We start from the raw sequence: 20,664 nt of genomic DNA on the forward strand, positions 1-20,664 counted from the left end.
AATTTTAAATCTATAAAAACAAAATGTGTTTAAAATACTTACTAAAACGTTAAATCAGTTGAATTATTCTGTTCGGAATGCTTAATTTTACAAAAAATAAAGTTATGATGTTTGATAGAGAAAAAATGCTGCAATTGTGTAACGATTGGAGCAAAAATACTTTAATGAATACTTTAGAAATAGTTTATACCGATGCTGGTGAAGATTTCCTAACTGCTACAATGCCAGTGAATCCAAGAGTTCATCAACCTATGGGATTATTACATGGAGGAGCAACAGTTGCTTTAGCAGAAAGTGTTGGAAGTGCAGCTTCTATAATGTTTATTAATCCAGAAAAACAGGAAGTTCGTGGTATCGAAATTTCGGCAAATCATTTGAAAAGCAAACGAGAAGGAATGGTTACCGCTACGGCTAAAATTGTTCATAAAGGAGCAAGTTTGCATTTGTGGGAAATTAGAATTGTTGACGAACAAGGAAAGTTAATTTCATTGTGTAAATTGACAAATATGATACTTTCAAGAAGACAATAATGCAGGTTTTCGAAGAAATACAAGCTTTATTATTGCAACATAAACCGTTTGTGTGTTATGTTAAACCAAATGAAACAGTTTGGAATTTACTCGTACAACAAACAGATGAAATTATTGAATTTTCCAATCAAGCTGGATTTGTTTTTATGCCTTTTCATGAAGGAAAACAATTGGTAATTCCGTTTGAAGGGAATAATTTTTCGCAAGGGAATCTTGAAAATTTAGAAAAGAAACCAACTGAAAATTTCACTTCGGAAAACAATCAAAAAGAAGCTTTTGAGAATTTAGTTTCCAAAGGAATTTCCGCGATTCAAAATGATGAGTTTCAGAAAGTTGTTTTGTCTCGTAAAATTGTTTTAAAAGAGCAAATCGCTATTGTTGAAACCTTTCAGAACTTGATTTCGACTTATCCAACGGCTTTTCGCTATTTGTTTTTTCATCCAAAAATTGGTTTATGGATGGGAGCAACGCCGGAGCAATTGGTAAAAATCAATCAAAATCAGTTTGAAACTGTCGCTTTGGCAGGAACGCAATTGTATTCGGAAAATGTAATTTGGGAAACCAAAGAAATAGAAGAACAGCAATTTGTAAGCGATTACATTGTTACTAAAGTAAGAGATAAAGTAAGTCAACTTATTGTTTCTGATGCTAAAACAGTTAAAGCTGGAAATTTAGTACATTTAAAATCGGTTATTTCAGGAGAATTAACAGCTGATTTTCAGAAGAATGATTTGATAAAAACATTACATCCAACGCCAGCTGTTTGTGGTTTACCCAAAGAAAAAGCAATCGATTTCATCCTGAAAAATGAAGAATATAATCGAAAATATTATGCTGGATTTTTAGGCGAATACAATAAAGACAATCAAACCGATTTATTCGTAAATTTACGTTGTTTAGAAGTTGAAAATGAAGCTGTGAATATTTACGTTGGTTGTGGCATCACAAAAGACAGTAATCCTGAAAAGGAATTTATCGAAACGGAAAATAAATCGATGACGATGCGGAATGTTTTAGTTTCCCAACCCTTTTAAACTCTTAAAAGATAAACTTATAAACTGAAAATGAAATTAGACATATTAGCTTTTGGAGCGCATCCAGATGATGTGGAATTAGGTTGTAGCGGCACGATTGCCAAAGAAGTTAGCCTTGGCAAGAAAGTTGGGATTATCGATTTAACTCGTGGTGAACTTGGTACACGTGGTTCAGTTGAAATTCGAAATTCAGAATCGGCTAAAGCTTCTGAAATTTTAGGCGTTTCTGTGCGTGAGAATTTAGATATGCGTGATGGTTTTTTTATCAATGATGAAGCGCATCAGTTAAAAATCATTCAAATGCTTCGCAAATATCGTCCCGAAATCGTGTTATGCAATGCAATTGCCGATAGACACATCGATCACGGAAAAGGAAGTAAATTGGTTAGCGATGCTTGTTTTTTATCAGGTTTGGTTAAAATTGAAACCGAATTAAACGGAGAAAAACAACAAGCTTGGCGACCAAAAGTAGTGTATCATTACATTCAATGGCAAAATATTGAACCTGATTTTGTGGTAGATATTTCGGGATTTCTGGATAAAAAAATGGAATCGGTGTTGGCTTATGGTTCGCAATTTTATGATCCAAAATCGAATGAACCCGTTACGCCAATTACTTCAAAAACATTTTTAGACAGTGTAAAATACCGTGCTGAAGACCTTGGAAGGCTAGTAGGAGTTGAGTATGCCGAAGGTTTTACAACTGAAAGATATTTGGCTGTCAATAGTTTAGGCGATTTGAAATAAAATAGTCAGAAAAAAGTAAAAAAAATCTTTGCAAGATTGTAGGAAACACCTATATTTGCACTCGCAAAAGAATTAAGATTCTCTTGTTCAAAACAAATGGTGATTGTAGCTCAGTTGGTTAGAGCGTCGGATTGTGGTTCCGAAGGTCGCGGGTTCGAGACCCGTCTTTCACCCTTTAAATTAGAAAGCCCTGAATTTTCAGGGCTTTTTTTATGGAATTATTTTTTAATTTATTGATTTCAGTATTTTTTATTTAAAACGATTTCTTATTTTTGAAGGAGATATTAATAAGCAAAATGAAAATTTCAAAATATAGAATAGTTACATATTTAGTTTTTATTACAATCTTTTGTACTCATATATTTTTATTGAATCCCTTCATAAACGAAAAATATTTTGATATAGATGTTCGTAATTTTAAAGAAGTATCATGGAAATTTTCACTTCTATTACCTATTGCTTTACTTATCTTTTTTCTTGTTTAAGGATACAAAAAAAAGATTATTTCTAAGGGTACACTTTTTCAATTTTACTTCTAGCTACGTTATTTGGATTTTTCTTCAAAAGTATAACAGATGATTTTCTTTTATTTTTAAATTCAAAAATCAATATAGAAAGTCACACAAAAGTTTACCATGTTGTTAGTGATAACACAAATAAAATTTTTCATATTTATGAAAATAGAAATGAATTTATAACTTCTCCTGAACAATTGAATAAAATTGATTCTTTGAGAATTTTAAAAAAAAATCCTTCTCTTTACAAATTACAAAATGGAGATACTTTAAATGTTGAATTTAAATTAGGTTTGTTTAATGTAAAATTTCTTGAATAAAATATTAATTATAAAAAAGCCCTAAATTACTTCAGGGCTTTTTAATAAAACAAACTTTCCTTTAAATCGAAGTATCAATTTTATAATGCATTGTAATGGTCATTACATATTGAATTCCCACTTCAGTTTGGTTGGGATTGATGACTTTGTCAAAACCTGCGCTTGAAATTCCGTCGTAATAAAAAGTATTATTTTTTCGAGCAATTTTCTTTAAATATGGGCTTCGGTTGTTGTAATTGGTTTGAATTTCTGCCGTTTCAAAAGCTTGGTAGGTATTGTATTGTGTTTTTGGGAAAACCGTTGCAAATTCTTCTGTAGCTGTTGGTGTTCCAATGATTCGCTTTCCAAAAGCTTTCATGTATCTAATTTTTTTCGCTTCAGCTAAAACTAAGGCTTCATCAAAAAGTGAATTATGAATGGCATCCGTTTCATTGTTATAATATTCCACTTTTATCACATCATGGATTTCAAAATCGGAAGCCAACGCAATTATTTTTTCCAAACTATTTACGTTTGAAGTCGAAACTATAATGTTCTTTTTGATTTCAAATCCTTTTTCAATTTGTTCAGAATTCATACCATTTACTTCAAAATCATAAATTTTGGTTTGCGAAATAAAATCGATGTACACATTTTCTTTTTTTACACCCAACGATTTCATTCTTTCGATGAAACCCGTAATTCTTGCCGTAATTTTTTTGCTACAACCAGCAACCGTTTCGTCTTCTTCGTTTAAACCTAATGTCATTACAAAGCCATCTGCTTTTTTGTTGAGTAAAATTTTTACAGAAACCGATAAAACATTATCATTGATAGAAACTTTGCTGTTGTTTGGTAACGATTCCTGGTTGTAGTTGTTGCCGTTGTAATTGTTTTTTCCATAGACTTGATTGCCACTAATTTGTGCCGAAACACTTAAAACATTTAGAAAAAGTAAAGCAATAATTAGTTTCCATTTTCCGTTTAGTTGTTGTACTTGCGTGTTCATATTTTCTTGTTTTTAAAATTATTATGGTGCAATAGTACATTCGCAACACAAATTTTGGTTGGCAAATCAACTTTCCTTTCACTGTAAAGATTTTTCGCTACTTTTACAGTGTTTTTACAGTAAATAAAATTGAGTAATAGCCTACTTTTGACGCATAAAATTCATGAATCCATTAAACGTATTCTTCCAACTTAAAAAAGATGTGCTTTTGACTTATCAGAAGCAATATCCTTATTTTGAAGGAACTTGGAAAACGTTTAGTTCGCAAGACATTCAAAATTTAATCGATTTGATTGCCGTTCAAGTAAAACAAACGGTAAGCGAAAAATGGATTTACACACATCTAAAATCGGAAACCAATGCTAAATTGCCTCGAAAAGATATGTTAGATATTTTATCGCAATTGGTGGGATATTCGGGTTGGGATGAATATGTGTTTAAAGCAAAACAAAACGAAATTGTAGTTGCTGCACAACCTAAAAAAAAGCGAAATGTGTTTCTAATTGGCATCGTAATTTTAGCTTTGTTTTTGGTCGGATTTCTTTCGTATCAAATGATGAATAAAGATGAAATTCAAACCATAGAAGTAAAAAATGCGTTTACCGAAGAACAAATTAATAGCGATGAAGTAAAAGCGGTAATGATTGAAAATAATATTGAATCACCTGTTGAAATTATCGATTCGAAAATTCAAATTACAGCAAAAGATAGTACAAAAATTGTTTTGAAAAGCCCGTATTATAAAGAAAAAACGATTGTTATTAATAAAGAAAATACAACGCCAATTACATTACAACCCGATGATCATGCCATGATATTGAAAGGTTTTATGAAATCGGATATTAAAGATTGGCAAACCCGAAAAGAGCAATTGCAGCAAATTTTGGCAAATGATTTAGAAGTTTTAGTCATGCTAAAAAACGATTTGGGAATAGAATATTTTAACAAGCAAGAATTTTCTGAAAAGTTGATTGTTCCAAGCGTTTCATTAAAAAGAATGAAAGTGATTGACATTCAAAGTAATGAAAAAAATGAGATAAATTTTATACGAATTTTACAAGAATAATATGTTTTTACGAAGTTGTATTTTTTTGTTTTTAGTTGGCACATTTTCCGTTTTTGGTCAAAATGCGAATCCGACTGCTTCCACGGCAATAAAAGCAAATTTTACTATGGCTTCGGTAAAAGCCTACCAAGAAAGCGCAACATTAAAAGTGGAAGATTATTACCATTATTTAACGCTATTTTCTGCCGAAAACACTTCAGAAAGTTTAAAAAACGAAATCAAATTGAGTATTTACAATTTGTTTGAAAATGAAAACAGTAATGTTATTGATTATACTACAGAAGAAAAACCTACAATTTCATTGAAAGAGTTATTAACTAAAATTGAAAATAAGAACTATTTGTTTTCTGTTTCCAATTTTGAGAATTCTATTGTAGCCAATGATTTTTGGACCACACAATACCAATTAACAATTACGCAAAACGAAAAACCACAGCAATTACTACTTTTTCAAAAAGTAAGTTTTAAGCCAATAATTAAGAGTTTTGGTTCTACTAAAAAAGAAGTTTGGACGTTATTTTTAGGTGAAGTAACATTGCCGTAAATAATATAAACAAAAAAAGCCCTGAATTACTTCAAGGCTTTTTGTTTTTCATAGCAAAGTTTCCCAGTTCAATTAGAATACTAATTTTACTTTTAATTCGAATTCGTCATAAATAGCTTTATCACCTAAATCGCTGAAAAAGTTTCCAGATTTGTAAGTAATATCATATTTAGTTCTATCAACTTTTAAATCAGCTGTAGCTGAGTTTCCTGCAACTGTAATTTCAAAACCAACTGCGTTTGTTTTTCCTTTGATCGTTAAATCTGCATTTACACCATAAACACCATTTCCTTTATCAGCAATTTTTTTGATTACTAAGTTTGCTGTTGGGTGGTTTTCAGTACCAAAAAAGTCGTCTGATTTTAAGTGTCCGTCTAAGTTAGCTTTACCTTTTCCGTCTAAATCTGTTGTGTTGATAGATGTCATGTCAACTGTAAAGTTTCCACCAACTAATTTTTTTCCTTTGAAAATTAAAGCACCCTCTTTTAAATTGATAGTTCCTTCATGAGCTCCTGTTACTTTTTTTCCAACCCAGTTGATAGTACTTTTTGCTGCGTCAACTTTCTTAGTTTGTGCAGTTGTTGATAGTGTTACGAAAGCTAAAAGAGCTAATGCGATTGATTTTAAATTTTTCATGTGTTTCATTTTAAATGTTAATGGTTATATTAAATAGTTTCAAATAATTCTTCGATTGGTTTTCTCACTTTTGCATAGTGTTGTGTTGCATCTTCTTCGTGACGGTAACCTATAGCTGCTACTAATGATGCGTTTAATCCTAATTTGTCTAAACCTAAAATTTCGTTATATTTTTCTGGTTCAAAACCTTCCATTGGCGTAACATCGATTTTTAATTCGGCAGCAGCATTTAAAAGATTCCCTAAAGCCAAATACGTTTGTTTTGAAGTCCAAACTGCTTTTTGCTCAACTGGTAACGGAACAATTTTAGATTTCATAAAGTCTGAATACCCTTTTAAATTTTCTACAGATAAGCCTCTTGTATCTGCTATGTTTTGAACATAAGCGTCAATATGGCTTTCTTGAACATTTACAATATTAGCAAATACTAATAGGTGAGAAGCATCTACAATTTGTGATTGACCCCAAGAAACAGGCTGTAATTGTGCTCTAACTTCTGGATTTTCAATAATAAATACTTTGTATAATTGTAATCCGTATGAAGAAGAACTTAATTGAATGGCTTTTTTTAGTGTTTCTAAATCTTCGGTTGATACTTTTTTAGTAGCATCAAATTTTTTGGTGGCATAACGCCAATTTTGGTTTTCTATAAAGTTATTCATGGCAATTTTGATAATTAATTTCTAAATTTTTCTAATAATTCATTTAACAATTCTAATTCATTATTCGTAAGATTTTCGGCAAATGCTTTTTCGTGAGATTCCACTAATGGATCTAATTGTTTTAGTAATTCCATTCCTTTATCTGTAATGGTAATTTCCATTTTTCGTCGGTTTATTGGACAAATTTCTCGGATAACTAAATCTTTCAAAAGCAATTTATCTACAAGTCTTGTTGTATTACTTGTTTTGGCAATCATTCGCTCCTGAATAGTGCACATATTTACAGGATTTCCTTTTTGACCTCTTAAAATTCGCAATACATTGAATTGTTCTGGAGACAAGTCAAATGGTTTTAAAATTTCATTGAACTTTTCTGATACAACATTTTGAGTGTACATTACATTAAGTAGTGTACGCTTTTCGATTGCCATCGGAGAAGTTGGTTTTATGATTTCTTCTATTCTCATTTGATATTGTAAAATTTGTATGTACAAATGTAGTAATTATTTTATTTGTATGTACAAATGTGTGTTAATTTTTTATTAAAGTTTTTTTTTAGAATTTTAGATAGTACTTTTGAAAAAAAATAAACGATGACAAACTTAGATCAAAACGCGTGGTGGAGTCAGTTTTTAGCTGATGAAAACGGAGTTATATTAGATGTACGCACTGAAGATGAATACAACGATGGTTCAATTCCGGAAGCAATAAATATTGATATCTATAAAGGACAAGGTTTTATTTATAGAGTAGAGGAGTTAGATAAAACCAAAAACTATTATGTGTATTGTGCTGCGGGCGTGCGAAGTTCAAATGCTTGTGGTGCAATGGAACAACTAGGTTTTGAGAATACCTTTAACTTAATAGGTGGTTTTTCAAACTGGGATGGACCAACGAAATAAGAAATGTAAAATCCGTTAAAAGCGGATTTTACATGATATTACTAATATTTCATTCAGCAACGGATTTTTCTTTGGAAAATTCGTTAGTTGTTATTGAAGCAAATGGCTGTTAGCTGTAGTTTTTAATTATTATTCAACTTAATTATTAATGTGTCTTTTTTCTCTGGATTAATGAATTCTGCTTCTGAACTATTATAAAATTTTTCATTAATTAATTTAGTCTCATATCCATCTTTTGAAAATTCAACATTAAAATCATTATTACAATTTCCAAATCCACAACTAAAAGATTTGTAAGTATTAAAATATCCAATAAAATTTGTTAACTCTTCACGATTTCCTTGTTCTGAAGTCATTTTAACATTAACTCCTGTAATTCTTTCACCTGTTGACGCATCGACTACAACTCCATCAATTCCAACTTCTTTATCACAAGAAATGAAAATACTAAGAATTAAAATTGCTAATAAATTTCTTTTTCTATTCATCTTTTTAAAATTACAGTTAACTTTTCTTGCTTGAAGAAGTGGTGATAAATCAAGACTAAGGCTTTACAAATATCAACAAAACGTTAATTAAATACCTTTCTAAATTTCAAATAAATCTCGTGCCTCGTCATTTTTTGAAACTGCTGTTAGCCGTCGTTGTTTTTTAATTTTGTGTTATTTTAGTTTTGTCAAAATATTTTTCTTTATTCATTTGTTCAATTAAATTTTCAAATTCTAATTTATTGTTCACAATTAGTATAATTACTGCATTTCCTTTTTTGTCAAAAAAGCTTAAATTTAAAGGCTTGTTTTCAAAGTTTATTTTTGATAATTCAGGATAAATTTCTTTTAATTTATCTAAAGTATTTTTCTGGTTTTCATTAATTATAACCAATTGATTTCCCATACCTTCGTTTAGGAATTCAATACTATAAGGATGCAAAATTGGAGATGATGAATTCACATTACTTAATCTAAAGTACTTTCGTAACGGAATCGTGATTTCGTTTTCATCTTCATTGTCATAATATAAATATAACTTGTTTAATAAAATTGAATAATCCGCATTTGCATTTGGAAATTTTAGACCAAATATTTCTATTGATTTATCTATAAAAACTTTGTCAATTTGTTTGCTTTCGTTTAAATAGTTTTCAACTAAAGGATAAATTCCTCTTGCAAATCCTTCAATATAAGTATCGCTATACCATTCTTTTTCATCAATTTTTCCATTTATATTATTATATGCCCAACCATTTCCTAAAGCTGTTGCTAGTGCTTCATCAAAATATGCACTTGCAAATTTTGAATATTCTGATTTGTTTTCTGCAAAATAGGAAACTAATTGCTTTTGAAATTCTTTTGATTGTTCATCATATAAAACGTGACACATTTCGTGTAGAATTACTCCATTTCGACCTGTATAATCAGTTTCATCAGTTAAAACTCCAATACAAAGGCTATTTCCGTGAGGAGTTGCTGTTGTAGAACCTTTTTTTCCTGGAATTGGATACAAAGCAATTTGAAAGGGAATTTCATTTGTCCAAGTTGAATTATAGAATTTATTAAATCTGTTAAAAATTTCAACGTTTAATTTTTTAAATTTGATTAAATTATTTTTTTGGTTTATTAGTTTCTTTTCATAATCATTCCAAATTATTTCGTCATAAATTTTTTCTGCATCAGATAATATTTTAAATAATTTTTGATATTCTACAATTGGAAGAATGCCAATTGTAGATTCTTTGAATTCTATTAAATTTTTTGAATTAACTGCGTTTATTGAAATTAAATCATAGGTTGAGCGATTTGGTCTTCTTTCATCAGGAAATTCAGATCGGTTGTAACTATAACTTAAATTAATCTTTTTATATTCTTCACAAAGATTTTTAAAATTTGGGTTATTTTGGGTTTTATCTTCAATATATTTTTTAAAGTATGAAGAAGTTCCATTTCCGTTTGTTGCAGTTTCCATAAAATTAAAAATACAATATGGCTTACTTATTTTGTAAACAAAAAAATCTTGGCCAAAAGTAGAAGTTGACATCAAAATAAATAAAAGTATTGTTATTTTCTTCATAGTTTTTTCTATTTTTTCGTATTATTTGCGTGTTCTGCGATACAATGACGGCTAATTTTTTCCAAACTGCTGTTATGCGAGCTTGAAATTTTAATTGCAGTTCATTTCGTAATCTTTTACAAGTTCAATAACTCCAGCTTCACCTTGCACGGATAATGTTTTATCTTCTACTTTTTGTATTATACTTTGACAATCAGACATTTCCTTAGTAATTTCTTTTTTAGAAATTAGTCTGCTCAATCCCTTTGCTTCCATATAAATTACTTTGCCATTGGGTTTTTTTATGATGTAAACATTGAAGGCTCTAGTTATCAATTTAAATAATTTAAGTTTGTTCGAGTACATCTCTAATGCAAATCCTCTATCTTGTATGTTCTCAAAACGTAAAACTTCATCATCATAGATAAAACTGAAAGAATTTACATCAGTTGGCAATAGCTTAATCTTAGAACCTGTTTTATCTAAGTATACAATTTTTTCTTGTAGTAAGATCTCAAGATTAGTTTTCGAAATATGACCCATTTTTAATTCTACATTTTTTATGGTATCATTTTTTTTTGTAATTATTTCAACATTTTTAATTTGGGAAAAGGATTTACAAAATCCTAGAATAAGAATAATTAAGGTTGTAAATTTCATGTAATTGCTTTTTAGTTAATTATTATAAATTCATCATCAAACAAAACAATATTGCTTAGCGTATACAGCTTGCACCAGTTGCTGCTGCAATGACTGACCAAAACAAAACTACAACATTTCTTAGAAAGATAGAATTGTAGTCACCAGATTATTATCCATGAAAAACAAAATAGCAAGCGCAAGCCCAGAAATAGTGTAAAACGGTTGTTAGCGATTCGGCTTTTCTTTTAAAGTCTTTCTCTTTATTATTTTACTTTCTTTATTACAACGATGATATAAAAAAACACCTATTGAAAATAAAATAAATACAGTTATAATAGAATCTTCAATTCCAATTCCACCGCCTGTAAATAAAACCGGTCCTTCAAATTTAGAATGAATAATTTTGCCCATATCATCTAATCCTGTAAGGTTTGAACCATAAAAAGGTTGGGCAAAATTCCAACCTAAATGAAAGAAAAAAGGTAACCATACTCTTTTAGTATATACAAAAAGCATTGACATTGTAAATCCCCAACACAGTGATACAAAAAAGCTAAACAAAGTTGCGTTTGGATTAAAAATATGGTAAGTTTCAATTACCATTATTATTAAAATTGCAATGTTAGTTCCTAACCAGTTTTCTAATTCGCGTAATATTAAACCTCTAGTAAAAAGATCTTCAATTAGAGCTGCAACAACCAGCGTCATGAATAATTTAAGGGAATAATCTTCTGTAAGTATGTCAATAATATGATAATATCCCAACAGATATAATATAAAAATAGATAGTGAAATCGCAGAAAATCCAAATGCAAATCCACCAAACATTTCTTTAGGTAAGTATTTTATTGAAAGTTCTTTAATTTCTCGTTTTTCATACCAACGAAATAAAAAATAGTAGCTTGAAAGCAACACAAAAAAAGAAACTAGATGGATTATAGGGTCGGCAGTGTTTTTGTCTTTGATTATACTATAAAATAGAGGTTTTGATACAAAATTTTGTATTCCTACAAAAAGAGAAAAGCAAACAGTTATTCCCAAAATTATTTTTGTAATTGGAAAATATATGATTTTTCTAATTGATTGATTCATAATGTTGATTGATTGATTGATTGATTGATTGATTGATTGATTGATTTGACGAATAGAGCGAGAAATTGTTACAAGGTAAGTAGATTTCAATTTTTCCACTTTTTTAAGCTGATCGCTAACGTTTGGCCGCTTGGCAATGTGGCGGATTAAGGAAGCCTAACCATTCGGTTAAACACTGAATTTACAAGTACAAAACCAACTTCAAATTAAGCCCAATCCCGACATATTGCCAAACGGCGGTTGGTAGAAGTTATTTTTTTATTTTGAATATTATAGAAACTACATATCTCACAACTACGGGCTTATTTCTCTGTTTTCCTGGAATAAATTTAGGAAGTTTATTAATTATTCTTTTTGCTTCTTCTTCAAATAATGTGTCAAATTTATCTTTTTTCAAAGGTTTAACTATTAAATTAATAATAGCTCCTTCTTTGTCAATATCAAAAAGCACATGTACTTTTCGCTCAAGATTTTCTTTTTTTGCTTCTTTTGGATATTTTAAATTGTTATCAATATGTTTTTTTATTTCTTCTTCAAAGCATTTAAATTGCTCCTTTTTTTCGATTTTTTCACATGAAGAAAATAATGGAATTTGCTCTACAACTGAAAGGGGAATTGGTGTCTCATCAATTTCTTCAAATGAGGGTTTTTCTTCATATGTATTTGTATATTTTATTTCACTTTTATTAATATTATTCTCATTTAATTTAAATTCGATTGGAATTACTATTGAAACACTTACAATTTTATTTTTATCCATTCCGGGTATGAATTTTGGTAATAGATTAATTATCCTTTTTGCTTCATTTTCAAATACTTTTTTAAGCTCTCTATTGTCAGCAAAAACTTCTAACTTAATAATATTACCTTTCTCATCAATATTAAACGAGGTTATAACTCTTGATTCTGCTTTAATTTTTTTAGCATCCTCAGGATAAATTAAATTGCTTTTAATGTGAGAATTAATCATTCCCATTAAACAATCTATTTGAAATTTTTTAGCCACATCTTTACAGGATTCAGGCAATGGGATTTGTTCAACTGCATTAATGGGAATGGGGTCATCACCCAAATCTGCCGAAATAGTTTCAGTATTAATTTGTGCTTTCATATTAAATGAAAGTAAAATCATAATGTAAATAATGTTTTTCATGTAATGTTATTTTTAATTTCTGCCAACGTTCTGAGGCTTGCTCTCAGTGGCGTTGAGCCAGCACCAAGCCATTACAAATATAACAAAACATTTCATTCAGCAGCGGATTTTCCGTAGGAAAATCCGGAAGTAGCCATTGAAGCAAACCGCTGTTGTGAGCAGTACTTTATTCTTTTAGTGTTTTAATTAACCCAAAAATTTTAATTTCTAAATATTCATCCATCGAGATTTTGTCTGGTCTAAATTCATTGAAATTCTCTAGGTTTTCAATTTCGACAGTTTTGGCTTTTGAGTATTCTTTTGTCTGCTTAAACTTTACGAATAGTTTTTTTTTCAGTTTAAAAAAATTCTTGTAGTTTAAATCATATTTTTTTTCAATTCTTCCATCTTTGAATTCAAACACAAGATATTTTTTGTTATAAATATCAGTCCAATTTGATTTTTTAATTTCTATCTGTTTTCCGTATGGAAATGTTTGTATTTTTGAGAATTCCATAATAATTTTCTTTTTGTCTTTGAAAAAGTCTTTAAAGACAGATCTTGAATTTAAATTTCCTGCTTTTAAAATTAAGATGGTAATATCAGTTAAAAATAATGAGTCATTTTCGATTGTATAAGTGAAAGTATAAAAACCATTATTTGCGGTTGTCTCAATTGCATCTTCAGGAACTTTAAAGTTAAACTGTTTTATGTAATCTCGTCCAGTATTATAACTTCTCCATTCATACTTTTTTCCATTATAAACCAAAATGTCAGGAATTTGCTCAGTTGCAAAAACTTTAAAAGATATGATTAAGAAAAAAAGAATTAGTTTCTTCATTTATGGATTTTTTGAGTATTGCTCACGTCCCGCCAGCTTGCTGAAGGTGGGGGATTGGTTACCCAAAACTATCGATTTAAAACTGATTTTCCAAACACAAAACCAACATTAAATTTAGCCTTAAAGCCCCACTTGCAGCAAACTGCTGTTAGCTGTAGTACATTAATTTCCAAAAGTGTATTCAGTATTTAAAGTATTAGTAGGCTTTTCTTTTCTATAGAGATTTAGCGTTTCTTTTAAGAAATTAAATAAAATTGGATGAGAATTTTCATTAGGAGATTGAAGTTGCAGAAATACTACTCTAGATTTATTTTTGATTATTGTAGGAATGGAATGTCCATCTAACACAATTCTCGAATTGCTTTTGTTTTCTAAAATATTTATTGGAGTTTTAAAAATTTGAGTAAATAAATTGTAATAATTGATAAACTGAGATTTATCTATAATTAATGAATCAATCTCTTGGGTGGAATATTTATTTCTGATTTCAAGGTCTTCTATGACTAAAGATTGAACTTCCCTTTTATCGAATTTTTCTTGATTTTGTAAGTTTTTAATTTTTTGGGAATTCTTTTTATATTGCTTATCCTCAAGCATTTTTTTGGAAATAGTATCTAATTTTCTAGTTTCAATAATCAAAATATCCTCCTTTTCAATTACTCTAATTTTAAACCCTTTTTTTCGCATATGGGAATACCCTTCAAATGAAATTTCTTTGTCTTGACAAAAAACATTTGTAAAGTAAATTAAGAAAAATGATAAGAGTATAGTTCTCATAATGTGATTTTTACGAAAAGTTTGGAGTGTATTACAGCTAACGTTCTGCGGCTTGCTCTCAGTGGCGTTGAACCAACACCAAGCCATTACAAATATAACAAAACATTCCATTCAGCAGCGGATTTTCCGTAGGAAAATCCAGAAGTAGCCATTGAAGCAAACCGCTGTTATGAGCAGTTATTCTGTAAATGGTTCTCTTAATTCAAACTTTTTTGTCTGTTCATTAAGAATATAAATTTTCGGTATACAATAAGAGCAATCATCATAAAAGCCAAGTGAATCTGGAGGATTTACAATAAGCATTCTACTGTCAGCCTTAAATTTATAACCTAATTCCGAATTTGGTGCATCATAAATTTTTCCAGTTCTGCGGTCAATTATTACACTCATTTTACAAGGTGCGCCGCAACCCCAATATGATATTGAGTAATGACCTGCAAAATGAGAATCTTCAGAATTATAATCATTAAGTATTGCAGTTCTATACTCTTGTCCTAGTTCATTAGAATTTAAATCTAAACTTGCATTTTTAATATTTTCAATATTTACTTTAAAATCATTAAAAGAAATATATGGTTCAAATTTTCTTGAAGAATAATAAATTTTCTTTTTATCGATTGTTGTATCGCCATAAATTTTTATTCCATTTTTATTCCATTTTCATTATATATTTCATCAACAATGATTTTTGTTTTTTTTGATTTTATCAATGTGTCAATCTTAGGCTGACTTTTTTTCACAGCCTTTTGATTGTCATTACAAGACAAAACTAAAAGTGCTAATATGGAAAAATATACGTTCTTCATAATTGCTCATAACGTTCTGTGGCTTGCTTTCAGTGGCGTTGAACCAGCACCAAGCTATTACAAATATAACAAAACATTCCATTGAGCAGCGGATTTTCCGTAGGAAAATCCGGAAGTAGCCATTGAAGCAAACCGCTGTTAGCAGTAGGTTTTATTTTCCAGAGTTTAATATGAATTCATTTTCCAGTTCCAAAATACTTCGCTTCTTATTTTTTATGAAGGCTAAAGATTGTGTTTTAGAATACCCTCTGAAATAATAGTCTAAGTAAAAAACATAAACTTTGTCAGCTATAGTTTTGCCATCTTCATTATTTTCAGCAATTGTTGTTGGATTATCTGGAATTTGAATACTATTGGTATTTAAGACTAAATTAATTCGTTTTTTGAAGTTAATAGAACTTGTGAATTTTTCTATTTCAGTTTTATACGATTTAGTTTTATTTTCGTATTCTTTACCTTTAGCTGAATAATTATCTCCATCAAAAAATATTTCAGAGCCATTTTTATTGATTTCTGTTTCAATTTTAGATAAGTAGTTTAAATATTCATTTGTTAAACTGTCGTAAAGAACGATATTCGGTTTTTTTGAATTTTCGTTAATCTTAGTTTTTATGTTTTCTAATAAGTAGGAATTGTATTTATCATTTTCTTTAATTATTATTCTATATGTTGATTCATACTGACTTTCGGTTTTAGCATTTTTATTTCCAGTTTCACAAGATATAAACATTATTGATGTTAAAATTATTAAATATTTCATGGATGTAGATTTCGTTTTTATAAACTTACTGCTAACGTTCCCAGGCTTTGCGAGGTTGCAGACTAAATAAGCCGAAACTTTCGGTTGAAGACTGAACTCAAAGATACAAAACAAACTTTAAATTAAGCCCAAAACCCGCAATCTTGCAAAACCTGTGTTGTAGCCAGTTTTTGTTTAGGTATGTTGAATAATAAAGCACATTATTTTACTTTCGGGTTCAAAGAAAATATATAAATCCCCATCGCCCCAAAAGTTCATTTTTTCAAAATACTGTTTATACCATTCATCTTTTGGTTTTACGTTTGTACGTTTTGTTTTTATGTCAATTCCATCATACGTTAGCTGACAAAGTAATTTCATTGTTTTCTTTGACTTTGGGCAAGTAGGAATGTCGGGATATTGAATCCAATTTGGAACTGAGGTATGTCCAATTCCACCAAAATCTGTAGATTTTTCTGAAGTAATAAATACTTTCTCAAACACTATTTCAGAATCTGGTTTTAAATCATCATACGAATTGTCAGTTTGCTTTAATTTCTCAATGTTTAATACTTTAGGATTTAATGGGTCAGAATAATCTATAAACAACTTGTCAAAATTCAAGTAAATTGGTGCTGCAATATGCAAGTCGAACGGTAGCCAATTAAAAGCTTCCTCAGATTTAGAAAATTTACCTAAGTATTGAAATGGTGCATTGAATTCAAATTTAGGTATATTGAATTCTTTTGGTATTTCCCCGCCCAAATAGCTTTCAGAATTAGTTACTTGGTTAAGGTTATAAATCTGATTGACTTTTAATTTTTGAAATTCAAAACCGATTTCGCTTGGTTTTAATTTCCTGTCAGTTTTATCTCCTTCTTCAATATTATATGCTTTAACTAATTTACCATTGCTAAATACAAGGTCAATTGAACTCCAAATAGTATTAGCTGTTTCCTTATCAATAATTTGTGTTTCAAGAAATTTTTGGCATTGTTCATCTCCGTTAAATTCTGCTTCCCAGCCAGCCAAATAAATATGCTGTTCCTCTTTTTGTCCAAAGCAAGAAGTTAATAAACCCATAAAAGTCAATATTATAAATTTGGTTCGTATTTTCATTTTTTAAAATTGGCTACAACGTTTCGCGGCTTGAAAATTGTGGCGACGAATCAACACCAAGCCTTCACAAATATATACAAAACTTTAAATTAAACAACTGTGCCATTTCGGATTTTCCTGACGCTCGCCATATTTTTAAACCGCTGTTAAATGCAGTATTATATTTTCACGAACTGAAAAAAATCAACACAACGTTTATCCACAAAGTTTGGTTTTCGGTTTTCAATATCACGCAAACTTGATTTGTCACGCAAAGTTTGGTTTCAGTTTTTGATTTCACAGAGAATTTTCCCAAAAAGGATTTTCAGCACAAAGTTTGGTTTCAGTTTTCCATTATCACGCAAGATTTTTCGATTACAATTTTCATTAATTTTCTTGCGAAAAAACAGGAGCGAAGCTTTCTGCGTAAGTTCGGAAAATATATTGCATTTAACGTTATGCGGCTTGCTCTCAGTGGCGTTGAACCAACACCAAGCCATTACAAATATAACAAAACATTCCATTCAGCAGCGGATTTTCCGTAGGAAAATCCGGAAGTAGCCATTGAAGCAAACCGCTGTTGTGGTGTCGTTTTTATATTATCTTATTCCTTTTGTTTTTAATTTTGCATGGACTTCTTGAGTACCATGAATTTCTTCACCAAAAGTAATGTCAATTTCATATTCAATTCTATATTCATTTAAAACTTCATCGATTTTATCTTTTTTGTTTTTAGCAACTTGAATTGATTGTCTAAAATTATTAAGAGTTCCAAAAGCTAATCCAAGAGGAGCAAGACTAGCCCCCATGATTATTATAGGAACAGTTGAAATAACACTTTTATTTAATGCGTATTTTCCCAATAAATATCCACTAACAATTACAGCAATTCCAATTAAAAGATATACAGCAAAATAAGTATAAGTAAGAGTTTCTTTTCGTTTAATATTTTCGTATTCAATGTTTATAGACTTAAGTTTCTTTTCAAACTTTTCATTTAGTTGAATTTTAGAACAAGTTTTATTGAATTCGGGTTTTCGTTCAGTCAATCCACAAGTAGTTCCAACTTCTAAATTTATTTTTTGATTATCACACAATTCGCAGTGTCTTGCTAAATCCATAAAATTTCAATTCGGTTTAATTAATTATTTTTTTCGGTTCGTTTTCTAAAATGCACCACAACGTTCTGCGGCTTGCTCTCAGTGGCGTTGAGCCAACACCAAGCCATTACAAATATAACAAAACATTCCATTCAGCAGCGGATTTTCCGTAGGAAAATCCGGAAGTAGCCATTGAAGCAAACCGCTGTTAGCAACAGTTTTTCATTTTTATATCATAACTTTCATTTAGTTTTTTCACTTAAATTTATTCGGTCATCTATTTAATTCTTTCTGTTTACGTAAGCTATTCTTTAAACCAATTCCGCCACAAATTATAAGAACAAATAGACTTAAACAAATAACATAATTATTTATTCCATATTTATCAAAATCAGTTTTTCCGATATACGAGATTAATAAAATTAATGGACCAAAAATTAATAATAATGCTGCATTCTTCTGCGATTTTATGTTTTTAATTTTTTCGTCATTCATCTTTTGTTTTTTTAGTGTTGAGTTTCTCAAAATTGCTGCTAACGTTCTGCGGCTTGCTCTCAGTGGCGTTGAACCAACACCAAGCCATTACAAATATAATAAAACATTCCATTCAGCAGCGGATTTTCCGTAGGAAAATCCGGAAGTAGCCATTGAAGCAAACCGTTGTTAGCGGTAGTAGTTTTATTCAGGTTCTTCCAGTTCATCCATAAATGGCAATATATTTTCCAGCGGAATTTTTTCATTCCAATTGATTTCAATATTTAGTTTTGAAATATCACTTTTATGAATTTCTAAAAGATTTTTTGAATCTTTTGATGTCCAATAAATTTCAATCGGAATTTGAAAAGAACCAGGTGTTATAAAATCAACTTTCGCAAAAACCTTATTTCCGATTTGCTTAATTTCTGGGTCACTAATACCCACAATTAATTGAAAGTTATATTTTTCAAATTCTTTAATACCCGTACCAGTACTTCCTTTTTCTAATAATTGTCTGCTTAGTTCTTTTTGAAATGTCGGATGAAATTCATCGTTTAAAAAAATTGTCCAATCGTATGTCATATTTTTTGCGTTCCGTTTTTTACTATTACCGCTAACGGTTCCCGGCTTTGCGTAGTGGCGGATTTATAGCACAAAAGTTCAATCGAAGAACTGTACTTGAACCTTGCACTAAACTGTCATACGAAGAACTGAACCCGCCATTATGCAAAACCGATGTTAGCGGTTCGGGCTTTTTACTCGTCATACTCAATTGCTTTGTTTATGTAGTCAATTAGTGGTTTTGTGGTCTTAAACCTGTCCAAGATTTTCGCAACGCAGTCTTTGCTTGTTAGCATTTTGTCGCTTACGATTTCCTTAGTACAAAACCCTTTCATTTTCAAAAGTTCGCTTGCTGGATTTGTTTCTTCATAACCGTCTGGCATTTTTTTTAGTTTACCTACACCTTGTATTCCACTTGGAAAAATCGTTTTAAACTTTGGTGATGTTATAATTTTATTGATGTCATTGAATGAATAGTCTATTTCTTGACGTATTTTTTTAAGAAGTTCAGGTGTTGTCTGCCAAATTCCGCCACCTAAAAAGTTAGCACCTGGCTCAATTTGAATATAATATCCTGCCGTGTGGCCGTGAAAACCATTTTTGTTGAATACAATTAAAACATAGTTTTTGTATGGTGTCTTGTCTTTTGAAAATCGTAAATCTCTGTTTACTCTTGTCAAACACTTTTTGGGGTCTAAATTGGCTTGTGAAATAGATTGGTCAAATTGCGATAATCCTGTCAAAAGTTTTTCAGTCAATTCTAAAATGTCAGTTTTGTAATGCTCGTATAGATCTCGATTTTGTTCAAACCAATCTTTTGAGTTATTCTTTTTCAGTTTTGAAAGGAAATCAAGTGAAGTCTGCTTAATCATTGCTTTTGCTTAATTGGTCAATAAATTTCAAAATCACTTTAATCTGTTTTTCTTCCGATTTTGTAGAAGCAATTTTCCCGATGATTTCTTTTTGTTCTTCGTCAGGCAATTTTTTAAACGCTTGCAAAACTTCTGAATCTTTGAATGTTTCTAAAATTTCCTTTTCGGTAATTTGTTCCTTTGAGGTCAGTAAGTAAAGTGTCACCCTAACTTTGTCGCCACCGCTTTTATTAATCGCCTTTCTGATTTTGTCGTTAATAGAAATTAGTTTGTCTTGTCCCGTAATTGTAAATAGGTTGATACTGTCAATTTTGTAATTGTCGATAGTTCCTGATACTTTCAATGAACCCCATTTCCCGACTATGTGTTTTGTGTTCGGAATTTGAATATGATAAGTCCACGCACCCTTGCCGTGTTCATATTTCAATTCTAGTATCTCGTCTTTTACTAAGTATTCCATTTTGTTACGGGTTGTCTTTTAGCCTGACCGCTAACGTTCCACGGCTTGTTTTCAGGTGGCAAATTCAGCACCAAGCC

The 20,664-nt window shown here is 30.1% G+C and carries 25 protein-coding genes and 1 tRNA gene; 7 read left to right on the top strand and 19 right to left on the bottom strand.

Features of this window, described 5'->3' with window-relative positions:
• Positions 1 to 104: 104 nt before the first annotated feature.
• The 4 genes from M9Q43_RS08330 to M9Q43_RS08345 all read left to right on the top strand — a co-directional run bounded on the left by M9Q43_RS08330 (position 105) and on the right by M9Q43_RS08345 (position 2,485).
• Positions 105 to 530, top strand: coding sequence for a hotdog fold thioesterase (locus M9Q43_RS08330; RefSeq protein WP_262318475.1), 426 nt, complete (start codon positions 105 to 107; stop codon positions 528 to 530).
• On the top strand, positions 530 to 1,564 hold the full coding sequence (locus M9Q43_RS08335) for an isochorismate synthase (protein ID WP_262318476.1): 1,035 nt from the start codon (positions 530 to 532) through the stop codon (positions 1,562 to 1,564). Before M9Q43_RS08330 ends, M9Q43_RS08335 begins: the two co-directional genes overlap by 1 nt.
• Before the next feature lie 30 nt (positions 1,565 to 1,594).
• A complete protein-coding gene (gene bshB1 / locus M9Q43_RS08340; RefSeq protein ID WP_262318477.1) occupies positions 1,595 to 2,311 on the top strand; it encodes a bacillithiol biosynthesis deacetylase BshB1 in 717 nt (238 codons plus the stop codon).
• A gap of 98 nt (positions 2,312 to 2,409) precedes the next feature.
• Positions 2,410 to 2,485: transfer RNA gene (locus tag M9Q43_RS08345), tRNA-His, on the top strand.
• A 722-nt stretch (positions 2,486 to 3,207) separates the two neighbouring features.
• Here M9Q43_RS08345 and M9Q43_RS08350 read toward each other — a convergent pair.
• Positions 3,208 to 4,134: an SIMPL domain-containing protein gene (locus tag M9Q43_RS08350; protein ID WP_262318478.1), complete on the bottom strand. Its 927-nt coding sequence runs from the start codon at positions 4,132 to 4,134 to the stop codon at positions 3,208 to 3,210.
• A 163-nt stretch (positions 4,135 to 4,297) separates the two neighbouring features.
• On the opposite strand from M9Q43_RS08350, the gene M9Q43_RS08355 reads away from it, so the two are divergent.
• Both M9Q43_RS08355 and M9Q43_RS08360 read left to right on the top strand, forming a co-directional pair.
• Positions 4,298 to 5,200, top strand: a complete 903-nt coding sequence (locus tag M9Q43_RS08355; RefSeq protein WP_262318479.1) for a hypothetical protein — start codon at positions 4,298 to 4,300, stop codon at positions 5,198 to 5,200.
• Position 5,201: 1 nt separating this feature from the next.
• Positions 5,202 to 5,744, top strand: a complete 543-nt coding sequence (locus M9Q43_RS08360) for a hypothetical protein (protein WP_262318480.1) — start codon at positions 5,202 to 5,204, stop codon at positions 5,742 to 5,744.
• A gap of 72 nt (positions 5,745 to 5,816) precedes the next feature.
• Here the strand turns inward: M9Q43_RS08360 and M9Q43_RS08365 are convergent, their stop codons facing one another.
• Genes M9Q43_RS08365 through M9Q43_RS08375 form a run of 3 tightly spaced genes read right to left on the bottom strand, consistent with a single transcriptional unit; the run spans position 5,817 to position 7,509 of the window.
• Positions 5,817 to 6,380 (bottom strand): YceI family protein, encoded by a 564-nt coding sequence (locus M9Q43_RS08365; RefSeq protein WP_262318481.1) that lies wholly within the window; start codon positions 6,378 to 6,380, stop codon positions 5,817 to 5,819.
• 29 nt (positions 6,381 to 6,409) lie between these two features.
• Positions 6,410 to 7,042, bottom strand: coding sequence for an NAD(P)H-dependent oxidoreductase (locus tag M9Q43_RS08370; protein WP_262318482.1), 633 nt, complete (start codon positions 7,040 to 7,042; stop codon positions 6,410 to 6,412).
• A gap of 14 nt (positions 7,043 to 7,056) precedes the next feature.
• Positions 7,057 to 7,509 carry a MarR family winged helix-turn-helix transcriptional regulator gene (locus tag M9Q43_RS08375; protein ID WP_262318483.1) on the bottom strand — a complete coding sequence of 151 codons (453 nt, stop codon included), beginning with the start codon at positions 7,507 to 7,509 and terminating at the stop codon, positions 7,057 to 7,059.
• Between the two features lie 126 nt (positions 7,510 to 7,635).
• Between M9Q43_RS08375 and M9Q43_RS08380 the strand changes: the two genes are divergently transcribed.
• Positions 7,636 to 7,944 (top strand): rhodanese-like domain-containing protein, encoded by a 309-nt coding sequence (locus M9Q43_RS08380; protein WP_262318484.1) that lies wholly within the window; start codon positions 7,636 to 7,638, stop codon positions 7,942 to 7,944.
• A 122-nt stretch (positions 7,945 to 8,066) separates the two neighbouring features.
• Here M9Q43_RS08380 and M9Q43_RS08385 read toward each other — a convergent pair whose 3' ends face one another.
• The 15 genes from M9Q43_RS08385 to M9Q43_RS08455 form a co-directional block, all read right to left on the bottom strand.
• The gene (locus M9Q43_RS08385) at positions 8,067 to 8,432 is read right to left on the bottom strand and encodes a hypothetical protein (protein ID WP_262318485.1); all 366 of its coding nucleotides are present in this window, start codon (positions 8,430 to 8,432) and stop codon (positions 8,067 to 8,069) included.
• Positions 8,433 to 8,595: 163 nt separating this feature from the next.
• A complete protein-coding gene (locus M9Q43_RS08390; RefSeq protein ID WP_262318486.1) occupies positions 8,596 to 10,011 on the bottom strand; it encodes a hypothetical protein in 1,416 nt (471 codons plus the stop codon).
• A gap of 90 nt (positions 10,012 to 10,101) precedes the next feature.
• The gene (locus tag M9Q43_RS08395) at positions 10,102 to 10,650 is read right to left on the bottom strand and encodes a hypothetical protein (RefSeq protein WP_262318487.1); all 549 of its coding nucleotides are present in this window, start codon (positions 10,648 to 10,650) and stop codon (positions 10,102 to 10,104) included.
• Positions 10,651 to 10,857: 207 nt separating this feature from the next.
• Positions 10,858 to 11,823 (bottom strand): CPBP family intramembrane glutamic endopeptidase, encoded by a 966-nt coding sequence (locus M9Q43_RS08400; RefSeq protein ID WP_262318488.1) that lies wholly within the window; start codon positions 11,821 to 11,823, stop codon positions 10,858 to 10,860.
• A 151-nt stretch (positions 11,824 to 11,974) separates the two neighbouring features.
• Positions 11,975 to 12,877: an energy transducer TonB gene (locus tag M9Q43_RS08405; protein ID WP_262318489.1), complete on the bottom strand. Its 903-nt coding sequence runs from the start codon at positions 12,875 to 12,877 to the stop codon at positions 11,975 to 11,977.
• A 166-nt stretch (positions 12,878 to 13,043) separates the two neighbouring features.
• Positions 13,044 to 13,697, bottom strand: coding sequence for a hypothetical protein (locus tag M9Q43_RS08410; protein ID WP_262318490.1), 654 nt, complete (start codon positions 13,695 to 13,697; stop codon positions 13,044 to 13,046).
• Between the two features lie 162 nt (positions 13,698 to 13,859).
• Positions 13,860 to 14,474 (bottom strand): hypothetical protein, encoded by a 615-nt coding sequence (locus M9Q43_RS08415; protein WP_262318491.1) that lies wholly within the window; start codon positions 14,472 to 14,474, stop codon positions 13,860 to 13,862.
• A 177-nt stretch (positions 14,475 to 14,651) separates the two neighbouring features.
• Positions 14,652 to 14,864 (bottom strand): hypothetical protein, encoded by a 213-nt coding sequence (locus M9Q43_RS08420; RefSeq protein WP_262318492.1) that lies wholly within the window; start codon positions 14,862 to 14,864, stop codon positions 14,652 to 14,654.
• Positions 14,865 to 15,431: 567 nt separating this feature from the next.
• Positions 15,432 to 16,040 carry a hypothetical protein gene (locus tag M9Q43_RS08425; protein WP_262318493.1) on the bottom strand — a complete coding sequence of 203 codons (609 nt, stop codon included), beginning with the start codon at positions 16,038 to 16,040 and terminating at the stop codon, positions 15,432 to 15,434.
• A 174-nt stretch (positions 16,041 to 16,214) separates the two neighbouring features.
• On the bottom strand, positions 16,215 to 17,138 hold the full coding sequence (locus M9Q43_RS08430; RefSeq protein WP_114304558.1) for a hypothetical protein: 924 nt from the start codon (positions 17,136 to 17,138) through the stop codon (positions 16,215 to 16,217).
• A gap of 578 nt (positions 17,139 to 17,716) precedes the next feature.
• Positions 17,717 to 18,238, bottom strand: a complete 522-nt coding sequence (locus M9Q43_RS08435; protein ID WP_262318494.1) for a hypothetical protein — start codon at positions 18,236 to 18,238, stop codon at positions 17,717 to 17,719.
• A gap of 252 nt (positions 18,239 to 18,490) precedes the next feature.
• Positions 18,491 to 18,712 (bottom strand): hypothetical protein, encoded by a 222-nt coding sequence (locus M9Q43_RS08440; RefSeq protein WP_262318495.1) that lies wholly within the window; start codon positions 18,710 to 18,712, stop codon positions 18,491 to 18,493.
• Positions 18,713 to 18,895: 183 nt separating this feature from the next.
• Positions 18,896 to 19,276, bottom strand: coding sequence for a hypothetical protein (locus tag M9Q43_RS08445; protein ID WP_153208579.1), 381 nt, complete (start codon positions 19,274 to 19,276; stop codon positions 18,896 to 18,898).
• A 173-nt stretch (positions 19,277 to 19,449) separates the two neighbouring features.
• Positions 19,450 to 20,127: a DUF2461 domain-containing protein gene (locus tag M9Q43_RS08450; protein WP_262318496.1), complete on the bottom strand. Its 678-nt coding sequence runs from the start codon at positions 20,125 to 20,127 to the stop codon at positions 19,450 to 19,452.
• A complete protein-coding gene (locus M9Q43_RS08455) occupies positions 20,120 to 20,587 on the bottom strand; it encodes a DUF1905 domain-containing protein (RefSeq protein WP_039455252.1) in 468 nt (155 codons plus the stop codon). The genes M9Q43_RS08450 and M9Q43_RS08455 overlap by 8 nt, the downstream gene beginning before the upstream one ends.
• Positions 20,588 to 20,664: the final 77 nt, after the last annotated feature.

The organism is Flavobacterium odoriferum (genome assembly GCF_025499515.1).
Taxonomy (GTDB): domain Bacteria; phylum Bacteroidota; class Bacteroidia; order Flavobacteriales; family Flavobacteriaceae; genus Flavobacterium; species Flavobacterium odoriferum.